This is a genomic window from Pirellulimonas nuda (genome assembly GCF_007750855.1).
GTDB lineage: Bacteria > Planctomycetota > Planctomycetia > Pirellulales > Lacipirellulaceae > Pirellulimonas > Pirellulimonas nuda.
The window spans coordinates 4,410,319-4,424,875 of the sequence record NZ_CP036291.1; the positions used below are offsets into that span (position 1 = coordinate 4,410,319).

The 14,557-nt window shown below is 66.3% G+C and carries 16 protein-coding genes; 9 read left to right on the forward strand and 7 right to left on the reverse strand.

Annotated elements, in window-relative coordinates:
* Positions 1-9 precede the first annotated feature (9 nt).
* The 4 genes from rimO (at position 10) to Pla175_RS17150 (ending at position 3,375) form a co-directional block, all read left to right on the forward strand.
* Entirely contained in the window at positions 10-1,398 is a 1,389-nt protein-coding gene (gene rimO / locus Pla175_RS17135; protein WP_145287850.1) for a 30S ribosomal protein S12 methylthiotransferase RimO, read from the forward strand.
* Between the two features lie 119 nt (positions 1,399-1,517).
* Positions 1,518-2,090, forward strand: coding sequence for a CDP-diacylglycerol--glycerol-3-phosphate 3-phosphatidyltransferase (pgsA, locus tag Pla175_RS17140; protein WP_197526929.1), 573 nt, complete (start codon positions 1,518-1,520; stop codon positions 2,088-2,090).
* A complete protein-coding gene (locus Pla175_RS17145) occupies positions 2,090-3,058 on the forward strand; it encodes a CPBP family intramembrane glutamic endopeptidase (protein ID WP_145287857.1) in 969 nt (322 codons plus the stop codon). The genes pgsA and Pla175_RS17145 overlap by 1 nt, the downstream gene beginning before the upstream one ends.
* Positions 3,059-3,159: 101 nt before the next feature.
* A complete protein-coding gene (locus tag Pla175_RS17150) occupies positions 3,160-3,375 on the forward strand; it encodes a type II toxin-antitoxin system HicB family antitoxin (RefSeq protein WP_145287860.1) in 216 nt (71 codons plus the stop codon).
* A 78-nt stretch (positions 3,376-3,453) separates the two neighbouring features.
* Here the strand turns inward: Pla175_RS17150 and Pla175_RS26155 are convergent, their stop codons facing one another.
* Positions 3,454-4,065 carry a hypothetical protein gene (locus tag Pla175_RS26155; protein ID WP_197526930.1) on the reverse strand — a complete coding sequence of 204 codons (612 nt, stop codon included), beginning with the start codon at positions 4,063-4,065 and terminating at the stop codon, positions 3,454-3,456.
* Positions 4,066-4,269: 204 nt separating this feature from the next.
* Here Pla175_RS26155 and Pla175_RS17160 point away from each other — a divergent pair, with 204 nt between their 5' ends.
* Both Pla175_RS17160 and Pla175_RS17165 read left to right on the forward strand, forming a co-directional pair.
* Positions 4,270-4,458, forward strand: a complete 189-nt coding sequence (locus Pla175_RS17160) for a type II toxin-antitoxin system HicA family toxin (RefSeq protein WP_145287867.1) — start codon at positions 4,270-4,272, stop codon at positions 4,456-4,458.
* On the forward strand, positions 4,455-4,670 hold the full coding sequence (locus tag Pla175_RS17165; RefSeq protein WP_145287870.1) for a type II toxin-antitoxin system HicB family antitoxin: 216 nt from the start codon (positions 4,455-4,457) through the stop codon (positions 4,668-4,670). The genes Pla175_RS17160 and Pla175_RS17165 overlap by 4 nt, the downstream gene beginning before the upstream one ends.
* A 26-nt stretch (positions 4,671-4,696) precedes the next feature.
* On the opposite strand, the gene Pla175_RS17170 is transcribed toward Pla175_RS17165, so the two are convergent.
* From Pla175_RS17170 to Pla175_RS17190, 5 genes are all read right to left on the reverse strand, one after another.
* Positions 4,697-5,761, reverse strand: a complete 1,065-nt coding sequence (locus Pla175_RS17170; protein ID WP_145287873.1) for a Gfo/Idh/MocA family protein — start codon at positions 5,759-5,761, stop codon at positions 4,697-4,699.
* On the reverse strand, positions 5,758-6,564 hold the full coding sequence (gene lpxA, locus Pla175_RS17175) for an acyl-ACP--UDP-N-acetylglucosamine O-acyltransferase (RefSeq protein ID WP_145287876.1): 807 nt from the start codon (positions 6,562-6,564) through the stop codon (positions 5,758-5,760). Before lpxA ends, Pla175_RS17170 begins: the two co-directional genes overlap by 4 nt.
* 173 nt (positions 6,565-6,737) lie before the next feature.
* Positions 6,738-7,610 carry a UDP-3-O-acyl-N-acetylglucosamine deacetylase gene (gene lpxC, locus Pla175_RS17180; RefSeq protein WP_145287880.1) on the reverse strand — a complete coding sequence of 291 codons (873 nt, stop codon included), beginning with the start codon at positions 7,608-7,610 and terminating at the stop codon, positions 6,738-6,740.
* A gap of 115 nt (positions 7,611-7,725) precedes the next feature.
* On the reverse strand, positions 7,726-8,337 hold the full coding sequence (locus Pla175_RS17185; RefSeq protein ID WP_145287883.1) for an OmpH family outer membrane protein: 612 nt from the start codon (positions 8,335-8,337) through the stop codon (positions 7,726-7,728).
* A gap of 222 nt (positions 8,338-8,559) precedes the next feature.
* On the reverse strand, positions 8,560-10,242 hold the full coding sequence (locus tag Pla175_RS17190) for a M20/M25/M40 family metallo-hydrolase (protein WP_145287886.1): 1,683 nt from the start codon (positions 10,240-10,242) through the stop codon (positions 8,560-8,562).
* 198 nt (positions 10,243-10,440) lie between these two features.
* Here Pla175_RS17190 and Pla175_RS17195 point away from each other — a divergent pair, with 198 nt between their 5' ends.
* Positions 10,441-10,836: a response regulator gene (locus Pla175_RS17195; protein WP_145287888.1), complete on the forward strand. Its 396-nt coding sequence runs from the start codon at positions 10,441-10,443 to the stop codon at positions 10,834-10,836.
* Between the two features lie 42 nt (positions 10,837-10,878).
* Positions 10,879-12,687, forward strand: a complete 1,809-nt coding sequence (locus Pla175_RS17200) for an ATP-binding protein (protein ID WP_145287892.1) — start codon at positions 10,879-10,881, stop codon at positions 12,685-12,687.
* A gap of 37 nt (positions 12,688-12,724) precedes the next feature.
* Here Pla175_RS17200 and Pla175_RS17205 read toward each other — a convergent pair whose 3' ends face one another.
* Complete coding sequence (locus Pla175_RS17205; protein WP_197526931.1) at positions 12,725-13,384, reverse strand: MBL fold metallo-hydrolase; 660 nt, start codon at positions 13,382-13,384, stop codon at positions 12,725-12,727.
* Positions 13,385-13,569: 185 nt separating this feature from the next.
* On the opposite strand from Pla175_RS17205, the gene Pla175_RS17210 reads away from it, so the two are divergent.
* Positions 13,570-14,505: a DUF1571 domain-containing protein gene (locus Pla175_RS17210; RefSeq protein ID WP_197526932.1), complete on the forward strand. Its 936-nt coding sequence runs from the start codon at positions 13,570-13,572 to the stop codon at positions 14,503-14,505.
* The last annotated feature ends 52 nt before the right edge of the window (positions 14,506-14,557 follow it).

Consider the following 14,557-nt stretch of genomic DNA (forward strand, 5'->3'; position numbering starts at 1 on the left):
GCCCCCCTCTTGGCCACTCCATTCACGGAACAACTCCAGCGCGCCGACGGCCCGAAAGGCCGCTACGCCTTCATCAGCCTGGGGTGCCCCAAGAACCTGGTCGACAGCGAGCGGATGCTGGGGCTGCTGCAGCTCGACGGCTACGAGCTGACCCCCGACCCGCAGGACGCCGACTTCGCGATCGTCAACACCTGTGGCTTTATCGAGGCGGCCCGCAACGAGTCGTTCGCCGCGATCGACGAGATGCTCGCACTGAAACAATCTGGCCAACTGCGGGGCGTGATCGTCTCCGGCTGCCTCGCCGAGCGGCAGAAGGAGCTGCTGCTGGTCGACCGCCCCGGCATCGACCACCTGGTTGGCGTGTTCGGGCGGGAAGAGGTAACCAAGGTCGCCGACCGGCTGATCGGCGGACTGGAGGAACAGCGGTTGGTGTTCCAGCCGGCGCCCGCCCGGCCGCTGGACGACAACAAGCGGATGCGGATCACGCCGCGGCACTTCGCCTACCTGAAGATCTCTGAGGGGTGCGACCGGCTTTGCACCTTCTGCGCCATCCCCAAGATGCGCGGTAAGCACGCCACCAAGCCGATGGAGGCCGTGCTGGACGAGGCCCGCGAGCTGGCCGCCGACGGCGTGCGCGAGCTGGTGATCGTCGCCCAGGACACTACGTATTACGGAAAGGACCTGTACGGCGAGACCCGGCTCGCCGAGCTGCTGCGCCAGCTCGATCAGGTCGAGGGGCTCGACTGGGTCCGCCTGATGTACCTCTACCCGATGTACTTCAGCGACGAGCTGATCGACGTGATCGCCGGCAGCCGGCGGATCGTCCCGTACCTCGACATGCCCCTGCAGCACGCCAGCGACCGGATGCTCAAGCGGATGCAGCGGCGCGTCAACCGCGCGGACACCGAGACGCTGCTGGAGAAGCTCCGCGACCGCATCCCCGGCGTCGTGATGCGGACCACCATGATCACCGGGTTCCCCGGCGAGACCGACGCCGACTTCGAAGAGATGTGCGGCTTCGTCAAGCAGCACCGGTTCGAGCGGCTGGGGGTGTTTACCTACTCCCTTGAACCCGACACGCCCGCGGCCAGGCTGCCCGACCACCTGCCCGAAGAGGTCAAAGACGAACGCCGCGCGGAGCTGATGGCCATCCAGCAGCAGATCGCCTTCGACTGGGCCGACGATCAAGTCGGCAAGCAGTCGGACGTGCTGATCGACTCGCCGGTCCCCGAACAAGCGGGCGCCTGGATTGGCCGGAGCGCCGCCGACGCGCCGGACGTCGACTGCGTGACCTACGTCTCCGGCGAGGGCCTGGCGCCGGGCCAGCTCGTCCGCTGCGAAAACGTCGCCCGCAGCGACTACGATCTTGCGGCCGTAGCGATCGCCCCGCCCCGCTGACAGTTTTCACCACGAACGACACGAAGAAATACGAAGACGCACCACGACGACAATACCTATCTCGTCTTCCTTTGTGCTCCGTCGTGCCCTTGGTGGTTAGCTTTCTTTTGAGTAGCGATTTGATCTGGAACGTCCCCAACACGCTCACACTCGGCCGGGTGGCCCTGGCGGTGGGGTGTTTTGCCGCGTTGTCGTTGCACGGCTATCTGATTGCGCTGGTGCTGTTCGTCGTCGCCTCGGTCACCGACTTTGTCGACGGCTGGTGGGCGCGGCGGTTTGACCAGAAGACCCGCTTCGGGCGGATCGCCGACCCCTTTGCCGACAAGCTGCTAGTTTGCGGCGTGCTGATCTACTTGGCCGCGGAGGCGGGATCGCAGATCGCCCCCTGGATGGCGGTGGCGATCGTGGCCCGCGAATTGTTGGTGACGATGCTGCGGAGCGAGGTCGAGGTCTCTGGCGGCGACTTCTCGGCCCGCCTGGCCGGCAAACTGAAGATGGTGCTGCAGTGCGCGGCGTGCCTGATGAGCCTGTGGCTGCTGCACGCCGGGCAATCGGCGGCGTCGTCGCCGGCGTGGCTCCCCGACGCGACCTACTGGACCGCGGCTGCGACCGTCGTGCTGACCCTTTACTCCGGCTGGGGCTACGTGGCGCTCGCGGCGGGGATGCTCACCGCTGACAGGGAGGCGGCGTGATGCTGGCCCAAGAAGCCCAAGACCTGTTTCTTACGTGGGCCGACCTGGCGATCCTGCCGGTCAGCCTGCTCGCGCTCTCGCTCGTGTGGCTGCAGTACCAAGCGGGCGTGTTGGCGCCTTGGGCGCCGCGTCGGAGCGTTCCTTGGGGGGCGCTGGCGATGACGCCGGCGGTCTTCTTGGTGGTGAACGTGCTGACCCCTGCGCCCGCGAACCCCTCGCCAGAGACAGACATCCCGTTCGTGTCGCTCGCGATCGCCGATTCGGTGTTCAAGCTCTCGATCGTGGCGGTGATCGTGGCGGTGATGATCCGCAGCGGCACTACGTGGCGAGACCTGGGGGTCCCCGAGAGCTGGGCGGTGGCATACGCCGACGCGAAGCTGGGCGTCCTGACGACGCTCGCCTGCCTCGGGCCCATCGTGCTGATCCAGGCCGCGATGGTGTGGGGCCTGCAGTTCCCCTACGAGCACCCGACGCTCGAAGCGTTGGCGGACGTCGCCGACCCCGGCGTCTTGGCCGCCGTGACCCTCTCGGCGGTGCTCACCGCGCCGCTATTCGAAGAGCTGATCTTCCGCGTGTTGTTCCAGGGAGCGATCGAACGCCTCGAATGGGTCTGGCTGGTGGTCCGCCGCCGGCGGCTGGAGAGCGGCAAGGGCGCGGAGGACGAGATCGACGAAGAGATGGGCGCCGAGGCGCTCGAAGAGGCCCGCGGCGAGATCGACTCCCAACCGAACGAAGCCACGTTCGGCGGGATGGCGTTCGGCTGGCCGAGCGTGCTGGCCAGCAGCGCCGCGTTTGCGCTGGTCCACCTGGGCCAGGGCCCCGCGCCCATCGCTCTGTTCTTCTTCGCGGGTGTGCTAGGCTGGCTCTACCTCCGCACCCACCGCATCACGCCGGGGCTGTTCGCCCACATGGCGTTGAATCTGACGGTGGTGGCGGGCACGGCGATGGGGGCTTGGTTGGGGGGGTGAACGGGTTGCGCTTCGGCTGTCTTGATTGACTGCCATCTGTTCTTGCACGACAATCGGGTGTATCCCACCTACCTCAGCTAGTGATCTCGAGGGGTAACCCAGTGCATAACGAATTCACCGCGATCGTCGAACAAGACGGAGAGTGGTTTCTGGCCTATTCCCCTGAGGTGCCCGGCGCCAACGGCCAGGGAAAGTCGCGTGACGAAGCTCTGGCAAGCCTGCGTGACGCCATCGCGTTGGTTTTAGACGATCGCCGCGAGGATGGCCTACGAGGTGTGCCCGACGACGCCGACCGTACGGTCGTGGCCGTGGGATGAAGCGTTCCACCCTATTGCGTCACTTGCGCCGCCACGGCTGCTACTTGAAACGTGAGGGGCGATCGCACTCCCTATGGATCAATCCGGCCAACGGCGGCGTTGAAGCGGCGCCCAGCCGTGAGATTTCGGACACCCTTCTACGCAAGATTCGTCGCGGATAGCGCGGCCACAGGCCGATGCGAACACGGTAAGGCAGCCTGCCACCACCGCCGCCAGCCCGCTTGGCTCCGGCACGGTGTTCGGTCCGCTGAGGATGATGTAGGCCGTGTCAATCTGGGCGATGATCGGGGTTTCCACCACATAGGCGAGGGTCGTCGCATCCCAGGAGTTACCGATCCTTGCGGGGAACAAGGTGGCAGAACTTGGGAACACAGAAAGAAATACCTGGAAGGAGACCGGTGGATATCCGTCGGGATTGGGAAGTGGCGTAGTCGTTGGAAAAAACGGCTCGGGGAAGACTTCATCAATGCGAAAGGCCCCCAACGTCTCAGCGCCGTAGTTAAATTCTCTCTGAAAACTAGGGTTGGCGCTGACCGCCGGAATCAGCTCAAAACTATCGCTTTCTAGTTGGACCCCATCGCCGCGCGCCCAGCCCGCGGTAGCACAGCCTTCCACAACCAGCCTTGCCTCAGCCACGCGAGAGAAACCAAATGGCGTATCAATCTGCATCCCGCGGCTGAACACCGTCAAAGCGGTGCTCGCCCAGTAGCTGAGGCAGCTCGAAGCGGATCGAGCCGGCGCTGGCCACAGCGTTCGCAAACAGCAGGACTAGGGTGGCTAGGGTTCTCATCGGATCAAATGCCTTTGTAATCATGCCGGCACAAACTATCCTACTTCATAAGGCCGATCCTCTGCGAGTTTGTCACGCTGTACTTCTCTTGCGTCGTTGCCAAAATGAAGGTTGCAGAAATCCTGGATCGTCTTGACCAGGATGGCTGGCGCCTGGTCGCTTACCGAGGCAGCCACCGCCAATTCAAGCACCCCACGAAGACCGGGCGCGTAACTGTTCCGGGCAAACGCAACGACGACCTGCCTCCCGGGACGCTCAATAGCATCCTCAAACAAGCCGGACTCAAGCGATGAAACGCTACGCGATTGTCATCGAGAAGGCCCCAAACAATTTTGCGGCCTACGTGCCGGACCTGCCAGGCTGCGTGGCAACCGGGGCGACCTTCGAAGAGACCGAGCGCGAGGTCCGCGAAGCGATCGAGTTCCACCTAGAGGGGCTGCGAGAGGACGGACTGCCGATCCCAGAACCGGTGACGCGAGTCGACTACTCAGAAGTCCCGGGCTGATCGTGGGGCGCCATCACATTTCGCGGCTACGCGGCCCGGGTGATCGATTCACCGGCACGCGGCGACGCGAACGCCCCCACCCGCTTCCCGTCCCAGGCGTGTGTGGCGACGCTGTCGAGGATCTGTTCGGCTACCGCGAGCGCGTCGCGGGCCGCGACGCCGCTTACGCGCGGCGGGTCGCCGGTGGTGATCGCGCGGGCGAAGTCTTTCAGCTCCTCGCCGATGGCGTTCACCGCGGGCCACTCGTGCTCGCTCTTCACCAGCAGCGTGTCGAACAGGTTTTCGCGGTAGTGTTCTACCTGAGCGGCGTCGAGTCCGGGGACGCTGAACTGGCGGGCCAGCACGTCGGGCCGCGGGTGGAGGGTGGTCGCTTTGCGGGTCTGGAAGTCGATGGCCGCGAACGCGCGGTCGGAGAAGACCTGCATCGTCCGCTGCTGCTGGTAGCTGACGCGCGAGGCCGTGAGGTGCGCGACGCAGCCGTTGGCGAACCGCAGGCGGGCGTCCACCATGTCTTCGTGGCCCCCCAGCACGCTGAGGCCCATGGCCTGGACCTCGACCACGGGCGACGCGGCCAGGCTGATCGCCAGGTCGATGTCGTGGATCATCACGTCCAACACCACCCCGATGTCGGTCGAGCGGAACGTGTAGCCGCTGGTGCGCGTGGCCTGGATGAACTTGGGGCTGCTGACCTCGCCCCGGACCGCCTCGAACGCGGGGTTGAACCGCTCGACGTGGCCGACCTGCAGCGTCAGCCCCTTGGCTTCGGCCAGCTCGACTAGTTCGTTTGCTTGCTCACAGGTCGGGGTGACCGGCTTTTCGACCAGCGCGTGGACGCCGGCTTCGAGCAGCCGGCTGGCGACCTCGAAGTGCGACACGGTCGGCGTGGCGATCACCGCCGCGTCGACGCGGCCGATGAGCGACCGGTAGTCGGCGACCGGCTCGACGCCGATCTCCGCGGCCAGCTTCTCGCGAGAGGCTTGGAACGGATCGCACACGGCGACCACTTCCAAGGCCTCGAGTTCTGCTGCTTGGCGGGCGTGGAAGGTCCCTAGTCGGCCTGCGCCGACAATAGCGATGCGGATCGGTGTCATGCTGCGCGTTTTGCCTCCCGGCCGCGACCGTGGCGGCCGTCGTTTTGGACTTCGATGAACTGGATGAGCGAACGCAACTGCGGGCAGTCCGCGCCGGCGGCGCCCAGCGTTTCGCGGGCGGCGTTCAGGCCGACCTTCGAGCGGTAGAGCAGGCGGTGGGCTTCGGCCAGGGTGTCGATCACCTCGGGGGTGAAGCCGTTGCGTTTCAGGGCCACGATGTTGATGCAGCGCGGCCGGGCGGGGATCCCTTCGGCCAGCATGAACGGGGGGACGTCGTGCAGCACGCGGCTGAGCCCGCCGGTGAAGCTGTAGCTGCCGATGGTGGAGTAGTGGTGCACGGCCACGCCGCCCGAGATGGACGCGCGGTCGTGCACGTGCACGTGGCCGCCCAGCATCGTGCCGTTGGCGATGATGATGTGGTCGCCCAGCTTGCAGTCGTGGGCGACGTGCACGCCGGCCATCAGAAAGTTGTTGCTGCCGACGCGGGTGACGCCGTCCTCTTTCTCGCTGGCGCGATTGACGGTCACCCCTTCGCGGATGATGTTCGAATCGCCGATCTCTACCCGGGTGTCGGTCCCCTGGTAGCTGATGTCTTGCGGCTCGCCCCCGATCACGCAGTTGGGGTAGAGCAGGTTGTCCTTGCCGAGCTTCACGCAGCCCATGAGCGTGACGTTGTTCAGCAGCCGGGTGCCGGCGCCGATGGAGACGTCGGGGCCGATCACGCAGAAGGGGCCGATCTCGACCTCTTCGGCGATCTTTGCCCGGGGGTCAACCCAGGCGGTGGTGGCGATACTGGCGGCCATGGCCTAGTTCCTTGCAGCTTTGGCAAAGTTGACTTGTAGATTGATGCGTTCATCGCCCGAGCGGGAAGCGAGAGTCGCCCGAGGTCGAGCCGCAGCCTATTGCAGCCGCGCCCGACGGCAGCTCGGCGGGCTTTCGTCCGCCGCTCGGGAGAATCCTGTTCCGTGGCGCCTTCTCAGGCCGAACGGCGGATGCGTTCTTGGCAGTAGGCGTTGCTCAAGGCACTGGCGAGCTCGCCGTTGAGCAGGTGGCCGCTGCGGAACGCCACGACGTGGGCCGCGATCGGGCGGCCGACCAAGGCCAGGTCGCCCAGCACGTCGAGCACCTTGTGGCGGACACACTCGTCCGGCCAACGCAGCTCGTTCTCGATCGGGCCGTCGGCGTCGAAGATCAGCAGTTCCTGGGGCGACACGTGCCCCGCCAGGCCCTGGGCGCGGAGCGCCTCGGCTTCCGACTTGAGGACAAAGGTGCGGGCGGCGCACAGCTCGGAGCGGAAGGTGCCCGGCGTGGCGTTCAGCACAAACCACTGCGTGCCGATGGGAGAGCCGGAGCCGTAGTCGAGGTGGTACTCGATGGAGAGGCCGCCGCCGATCGACGGACGCATCTCGATCCACTGATCGCCGCCGCCGCAACGGAACGGGCGGTCGACGTAGATCGGGTGGGTGAAGGCGGGCTGCTCGGTGTAACCCGCGCGGTCGAGCGCGGCCACGAACTCGGTGGCCGAACCGTCGCAGCCGGGCATCTCTGCGGCGTCGACGCCGATCTCGCAGTTGTCGACCCCCACGCCGTAGAGCGCGGCGAGCACGTGCTCAACCATCTCTACCTCGGCGGGGCCAACGGCCAGCACGGTGCGTCGGCTGGCGGGCTTGGCCGTGGCGACGTCAACCTGCACGCGGGGTTTGCCCGGCAGGTCGTCGCGGACAAAGGCCAGGCCGGTCCCCGGGTCGGCGGGCCGGAACTCGACCCGCACGCGGGCGCCGGACCAGTAGCCCCGGCCGCGGACGGCGACGGGGCGGGAAATCGTACGTTGTGGGCGCGACGAGATCATCGCTGCAAACTCCCAAGCTGGGGTGACGTCCGTAGCGGACAGAAGGGCAGAACCAGTCGTGTCGCGGGGGGCGGCGGCCCGCCTTTGCAGGGCGGGCCGCTGGGCCACGAGCGGACTACTGAAGCGGCTGGCCGGGGCGGGCGGCGGCCTGCTGCTGCTGATTGAGCATCGCCAGGATGTCTGGCGTGATGTCGATCTGGTTCTGGAAGTGGACGTCCTTGTTGATCGACGCGATGATCTCGTCGCGACGGTTCGGGTCCGGCTCTTCGCCGATGAACCGCATCACCAGGGCGATGTTCTTCTGTTTGGCGTAGAAAGTGATCGCGCTTGTGACGCGCTGGTAGGTGTCGTAGTACACCTTCGCCTCACGCTCCAAGATCTCACGACGCTGCTTGTTCACGTCGAGCTGGAAGTCGGCCTTGGCCTTGGCCAAGTTCTCGTCCTGCTGCTTGTACTCGGGCGAGCCGATGTTGAGCGTCTGCATGGCCTGCTCGGCCTTTGCGATCTCGGTCCGCTTGGCGTTGAGGGTGTCGTTCACCCCCACCATCTCCGACTGGATCGCCTTCATCTGCGCTTCGAAGCGCGCGTCCTTCTTGAAGATGTAGTTGATGTCCACCACGGCGATGCCGTACTTGGTGGCGTTGGCGCCCGCGGGGTTTTGGGCGGAAACAAACGGGGCTGCGCTAAGCAGCGTGGCGGCGGTCGCCAGCGAGAGCAGGGTCTTCACGTCAGCACTCCTTGCCTGGGTCGGGGGTCATCCATGACCGGGGGTCAAACGGGGAGAGGGCCGCGCGGCGACGGGGCCGGCGTCCCAGAATCCAATCGCGGGCGGCATTCTGGCGAGGACCGCCCAGCGCGTAAAGAGCAGATTGCAAGAAGTTTGCGACCCCGCAAGCAACGCCCTCAACCGAGCAGCCCAGTAGCCCGTCGGCTATTGCGTGGTTTGCTATTACTTGTCGACTTCTTGAAACTCGGGGCGCTCTGCGGCCGCGATCTCGTCCACCAGCCCCACCGCTAGCGCCGCGACGCGGACAATCCCCTCGATGTTCAGCAGCGGAAAATCGTCGTCGGGTCGGTGGTACTCGTCGTGAAACCCCGTGAACAAATGCAGCACCGGCACACGCTGGCGGGCGAAGCTGGCGTGGTCGCTCGGGCCCAGCGCGTCTGGGATCTTCGCGATATCGAGCCCCACACGCGTGTTCGCGGCGTCGATCCAGCCGTCGAACTGCCGGGCCGACGCCGTGCCGTTAACGATCAGCTTGTTGTCCCGCAGCCGGCCCACCATGTCGAAGTTGAGCATGGCGACCGTGCGTTCGAGCGGAACCGGAGGGTCGGCCACGTAGTCGGCGCTCCCCAACAACCCCCGTTCTTCGCCGGCAAACGCGGCAAACACGATCGTCCGCGGCGGGGGCTGCGGACGCTCGGCGAGCGTGCGGGCGACCTCCAGCAGGGCCGCGATCCCCGAGGCGTTGTCGTCCGCGCCGTTGTGGATCGCCCGGCTGCCGGGGGCCTTCGACCCCTGCCCCCCCAGGCCGACGTGGTCGTAGTGGGCGCCCACCACGATGACCTCGTCGGCGTGCGGGCCGGCCCCCCGGAGGCGCCCCAGCACGTTGGCGGCCCGCGACGTTTCTCGGTCGATGGCGACGCGGCCGGCGATTCTGCTGCCCGGCAGCTCGAAGCTCAGCGGGCGCCCGGTCGCGTCGATCAGCGCCTCCAGCGCCCGGAGCGTGCGTGGTTGGGCGTTCGGCGGGAGCGCCGCGTCGAGCCACTGATCGATGACCGAAGGACGCACGTACAGCAGCGGGATGTCGCAGCCGGCCGCCTCGCCGGCACGGGTGAAGTCCAGCAGCGGATCCAGTTCTTCGGCCCGCCTCGACTCGTACTGCTGCCGCCTTCGTAACAGCCGCGTGGGCGCCCCGCGTGCCGCGTCGGCGGACCGCGAGGCCTCGATCTCGGCGTCTAGCTTGGCGATCCGCTGATCCCACTGCTCAACGCGCTTCTTTGCCTCGTGCGGGTCGGTGGTGAAGATCACCGCGGCCGCGCCCTGCTGCTGCGCCAGGGCCGCCTTTTTCAAGAACGGGGCGTGCACCGAGTCGTCGGCGCCGTTGAGCGGGCTCTGCGGGTCGTCCTGCCTCGGTTCGTGGCGGAGCAGCACAACGGCCTTTCCGGCCGCGTTGAGACCGGCGTAGTCGTCGTAGTCGGCTTCCTGGGCGGTGATGCCGTAGCCGGCAAAGGCGATCGGCAGGTCGATTTCCCCCGTGCCGCCGATCGCAAGCGGTCGGTAATCGGCGTCCACGCGCGCCGCCTGCCGGTCGCCCTGCGGGCCGCTAAACACCAGGGTGTTCGCCTCGCCGAGCCGCGTGTCGGTGACGATCTCGAAGTAGTCGAAAGGCCCGCCGGGCGACGGCGCTAGGTCTTCCAGCCCGATCTCGGCGAAGCGCTGGGCGATGAACTGCGCAGCCAGCTCGATCCCGCGCGTCCCCACGCCCCGCCCCTCGAGGTCGTCGGAGGCCAAAAATCGTGTGGTCTGGCTCACCCGGAGCTGGGGCGAATCAACACTCGGCCGCTGTGCGATGCACACCGCTGCGAGCGCCACTGCCGCCACGCCGGCCGGGTATCGGAAGCATTTCATGCGGGGTTCTGCGGAGGGGACGGCGGAGCACAATCCCCTATTGTGTGCAGTGACGCTACTGCTGGCGAGCCACGGGCCGTGCGGGGCCTACGCCCGGGGGGTGCGGCAAGCGACTTTGACGGCCGCGACAACTGCTTGTACCCTCCCGGCGACTTGCCGTTCTTTCCGCACCACAACGAACCAGTAGCAGAGGCCGAAGTGCCGGAAACTCCCTTTCCCGACGCCGCGCCCCGGGTGCTGGTGTTCGACCGATCGTCTGAGTCACGCGAGGTCCTGCGTACGCTGCTGGCTCGACGCGGCGTGCGGACGCTCGACGCGGCCAACGGCGGCGGGGCCGTGCGCTTGGCCGAATCGGAGGATTGGGCGCTCCTGGTAGCCGATGCCGAGAGCGATTTGTCCAGCAACGCAGAGACGATCGTCCAACTGCGGAACGCCGCCCACCGCAAAGGCGCCCCATTCCTACTACTGGGTTCGACCGGAAAAATAGGCGACCTGGGCGCCCTGGCGGGCGATACTTGCTTGCAAAAACCCTACCACTACGGCGCCCTGCTCCATAGAATCGGGGAACTCCTGAGGGACCGGCCTGCCGCGTAACGGCGGCCACCGGGCCACTCGTCCGTCATCCGCCCCAATGCCGTGCCTTCGCTCTTCGTCATCCAGGGTCGCGATCAGGGAACGCGCTACGAGATCGATGGGGACGACCTGTCGATCGGCCGCATCTCTGAGAACGCCATCCAGTTGAACGACACCGAGGTGTCGCGCCAGCACGCCCAGGTGCTGCATCTGGGCGATCGGCTAGTGATCCGCGACCTCAACAGCTCCAACGGCACCTTCGTCAACGGCGCGGCGATCCGCCAGCACGAGCTGAAGACGGGCGACCAGGTGCAGGTGGGGCGCACCCTGCTGCTGTTCACCGGCGTGCTGGAAGAGGGGGTCGACGTCATCGACGACGTCGACATCATCGCCGCCAGCCAGAACATCGAGAACTCGCGCATCGTCCGCGCCATGAGCCAGTCCGCGGGGAGCGAGTTGTTGTCGCTGCCGGCGGACCAAACGCAGAGCCCCTGGCTGGCGCGGGCGCGCAGCAACCTGCAGCTGATGTACCGCACCGCGCTGGCGGTGAGCCACACGATGGACATCGAGCAGTTGCTCGACCGGATCATGGACATGATCCTCGAGTGGGTCGACGCGGACCGCGGCTGCATCATGCTCCGCGACGAAGAGACGGGCGAGCTCGCCCCCAAGGTCCGCCGCCACCGCCGCGGCGTGCAGAACGAAGACCGCATCGCGATCTCCAAGACCATCCTCGACTACGTGGTTGAGAAGGGCGAAGGGGTGCTCACCAGCAACGCACGCGAAGACGACCGCTGGGACCCCGCGCAAAGCATCGTGCAGTTGGGCGTGCGTGAAGCCATCTGCGTGCCGATGCAGGGACGCTACGGCGTGGTGGGGGTGATCTACATCGACACCTCGATCTCACCCAAGCAGGTGATCCTGCAGAAGAGCAATAACAAGTTCGGCGAGGAGCACCTGAAGCTGATGATCGCCATCGGCCACCAGGCGGCGCTGGCGGTCGAAGACACCTCCTACTACAAAGCCACCGTCCAGGCCGAACGCCTCGCCGCGGTGGGGCAGACCATCGCCACCCTCTCGCACCACATCAAGAACATCCTCCAGGGGGTCCGAGGCGGCAGCTACCTGATCGAGCTGGGCATGAAAGACCACCAGCAGGCGCTCGACGGGGAAGAGAACGACGGCCTGGCCGACCCCGAAGCCATGGGCCGCGCCGTGGAGACGATGCGCAAGGGCTGGGGCATCGTTGAAAAGAACCAAGAGCGGATCTCTGCCCTGGTGCTCGACATGCTCACGTTCAGCAAGGAACGCGAGCCCGACCCGCAGCCCTCGGACCTCAACGAGATCACCGCGGACGCCATCGAGCTGATGGAGACGCGGGCCGGCGAAGCGGAAGTCGAGCTGGCCTTCGATCCCGCCGCGGAAATGCCCAGCATCCTGCTCGACCCCGAGGCGCTGCACCGCGCCATCCTCAACGTGGTGAGCAACGCCATCGACGCCTGCGAGACCGCCACGCCCGAGGGGGGTCGCCGGGTGCGCGTCGCCACGTCGATCGACCTAGTGAAGAACGTGGCCGGCGTGACCGTCTCCGACAACGGCGTCGGGATCGAGAAAGGAGACATCGACCGCATCTTCACGGTGTTTGTCTCGAAAAAGGGGGGCCGCGGCACCGGGCTGGGCCTGCCCGTGACCCGCAAGATCCTCGAAGAACACGGCGGCAAGGTGCGGGTCGAAAGCAAGCAGGGCGAGGGGAGCACCTTCACGCTCGAGCTGCCGATCAAGCGCGACCGCCCCGCCCGCAAGAGCGCTGAACGCGCCGCTAGCGAAACGCTTGACGACTCGCCCAGCAACACGCTCGTGGCGCCGAAGTAGCGCGAAGCCGTTGGGTGGGATGTTCGGGCGGCGCTGCTTAGCGGACCGCCTTGCCGACAAAAGGGTTGGTCCGCTTTTCTTTGCCGATGGTGGTCGTGGGGCCGTGGCCCGGGTAGACCACCGCTTCGTCTTCTAGCGTGAAGAGCTGGGTCTCGATCGACTCGCGGAGCACCTCGAAGCTGCACCCCGGGAAGTCGGTCCGCCCCACGCTGCCGGCGAACAACACGTCGCCCCCCCACACCTGCACGCCGTCGGCCTCGCGGCTGATGAACACCACGTGGCCCGTAGAGTGCCCGGGGGTCTCGCGCACCTCGAACGAGATGCCGGCGGCCTCGTAGGTGTTCCCCTCGGCCACCAGCTTGTCTGCCGGGGGGCTGACGATCTCGAAACCGTGGGTGGCGGACAGGTTCGCCCACGGGTCGGTGAGCTTGGGGGCGTCGCCGTGGCCGATCACCAGTGGGCAGTCGGGCCATCGCTGCTTCATGCCGGCGTTGCCGGCGATGTGGTCGGTGTGCCCGTGCGTGATGAGGATCGCCGCAGGCTCGAGCCCGTTTTCTTCGATGCAAGCAATGACGGCGCCCGGCTCGAGCCCGGGGTCGATCACCACGCAGCGTGGGTCGCCGTCGCGCCACAAGACGTAGGTGTTCTCCTCGAAAGGAGAGGAGACGATCGTTTCGACGCGGAGCTTCGTTGCCATAATTCTGTGCGTGTTCGGTTGGTCGGGGGGCGACCGACATGGCGGCTGATCGCCCCGCTCCGGCGGCCGGCGCGGCCCGAACTACGGACAATCACTCTTTCGCCGGCGGGGGTGGCTGGCGTACCATAACAGGCGAGGGAAAGGATTTCACCTCTCCGCCCACCTACGCACGGAGGCCGCCCGCCATGATTGGTTCCAAGATGCTCAAGAGTTTAGCCGCGTATTCTTGCCTCGCCGCCACCCTGGGGGCGGGCGAGGTCACCAACCCGATTTACCGCGTCGCCGAGCAGCAGGCCGTGGCGCCGGCCGGCGCCGACTCGCACGTCAAGAACGCGTTGGGCGTGGTCGAACAGACCAGCGCGGGCGCCATCCAGCAGACGGCGGGGCAAACGCCGGGGCTGGAGAAGTCCCCTTTCGACCTGGTGCAGCGCGACGGCGAGCACCCGCTGATGCCGTGCATCCGCCTGGCCAAGCAAGGGGTGGCCGAGATGGACGCGAACATCCAAGACTACTCCTGCATCATGACCAAGCTGGAGCGGATCGACGGCAAGCTGGGTGAGCCGCAGCACATCGAGCTAAAGGTGCGTCATCAGCCCTTCAGCGTGTACATGAAGTTCATCACCCCCAAGACGGGGCAAGAGGCGTTGTACGTCGAGAACCAGAACAGCGGCAAGATGGTGGCCATGGGCTCCGGCTTCTTGCGGAAGTTTGGGAAGCAGGAACTTGCGCCCACGCACGCCTGGGCGATGAAGGGCCAGCTCTATCCCATCACCATGACCGGAATGCGGAACCTGACGACCGAGCTACTGAAGATCGCCGAAGAAGACGTGAAGTACGGCGAGTGCGAAGTCCGCTACGCAGACAGCACCATCAACCAGCGGCCCTGCACGATGATCGAGGCCCGCCACCCGGTGCCCCGCCGCAACTTCCGCTTCAACGTGGCGAGGATCTTTATCGACAACGAATTGCGGATCCCGGTCGCCTACGCCGCCTACCTGTGGCCCACCACCGAGGGGGGCGACCCCGTGCTGGCCGAGCAGTACGTCTACACAGACATCAAGCTGAACAACGGCTACACCGACGCAGACTTCGACAAGAACAACCCGAATATATTTCAGTAGTGAGTGGTGATTGGTGAATGGTGAATGGGCGCCGCGGCACTACTCACTACTC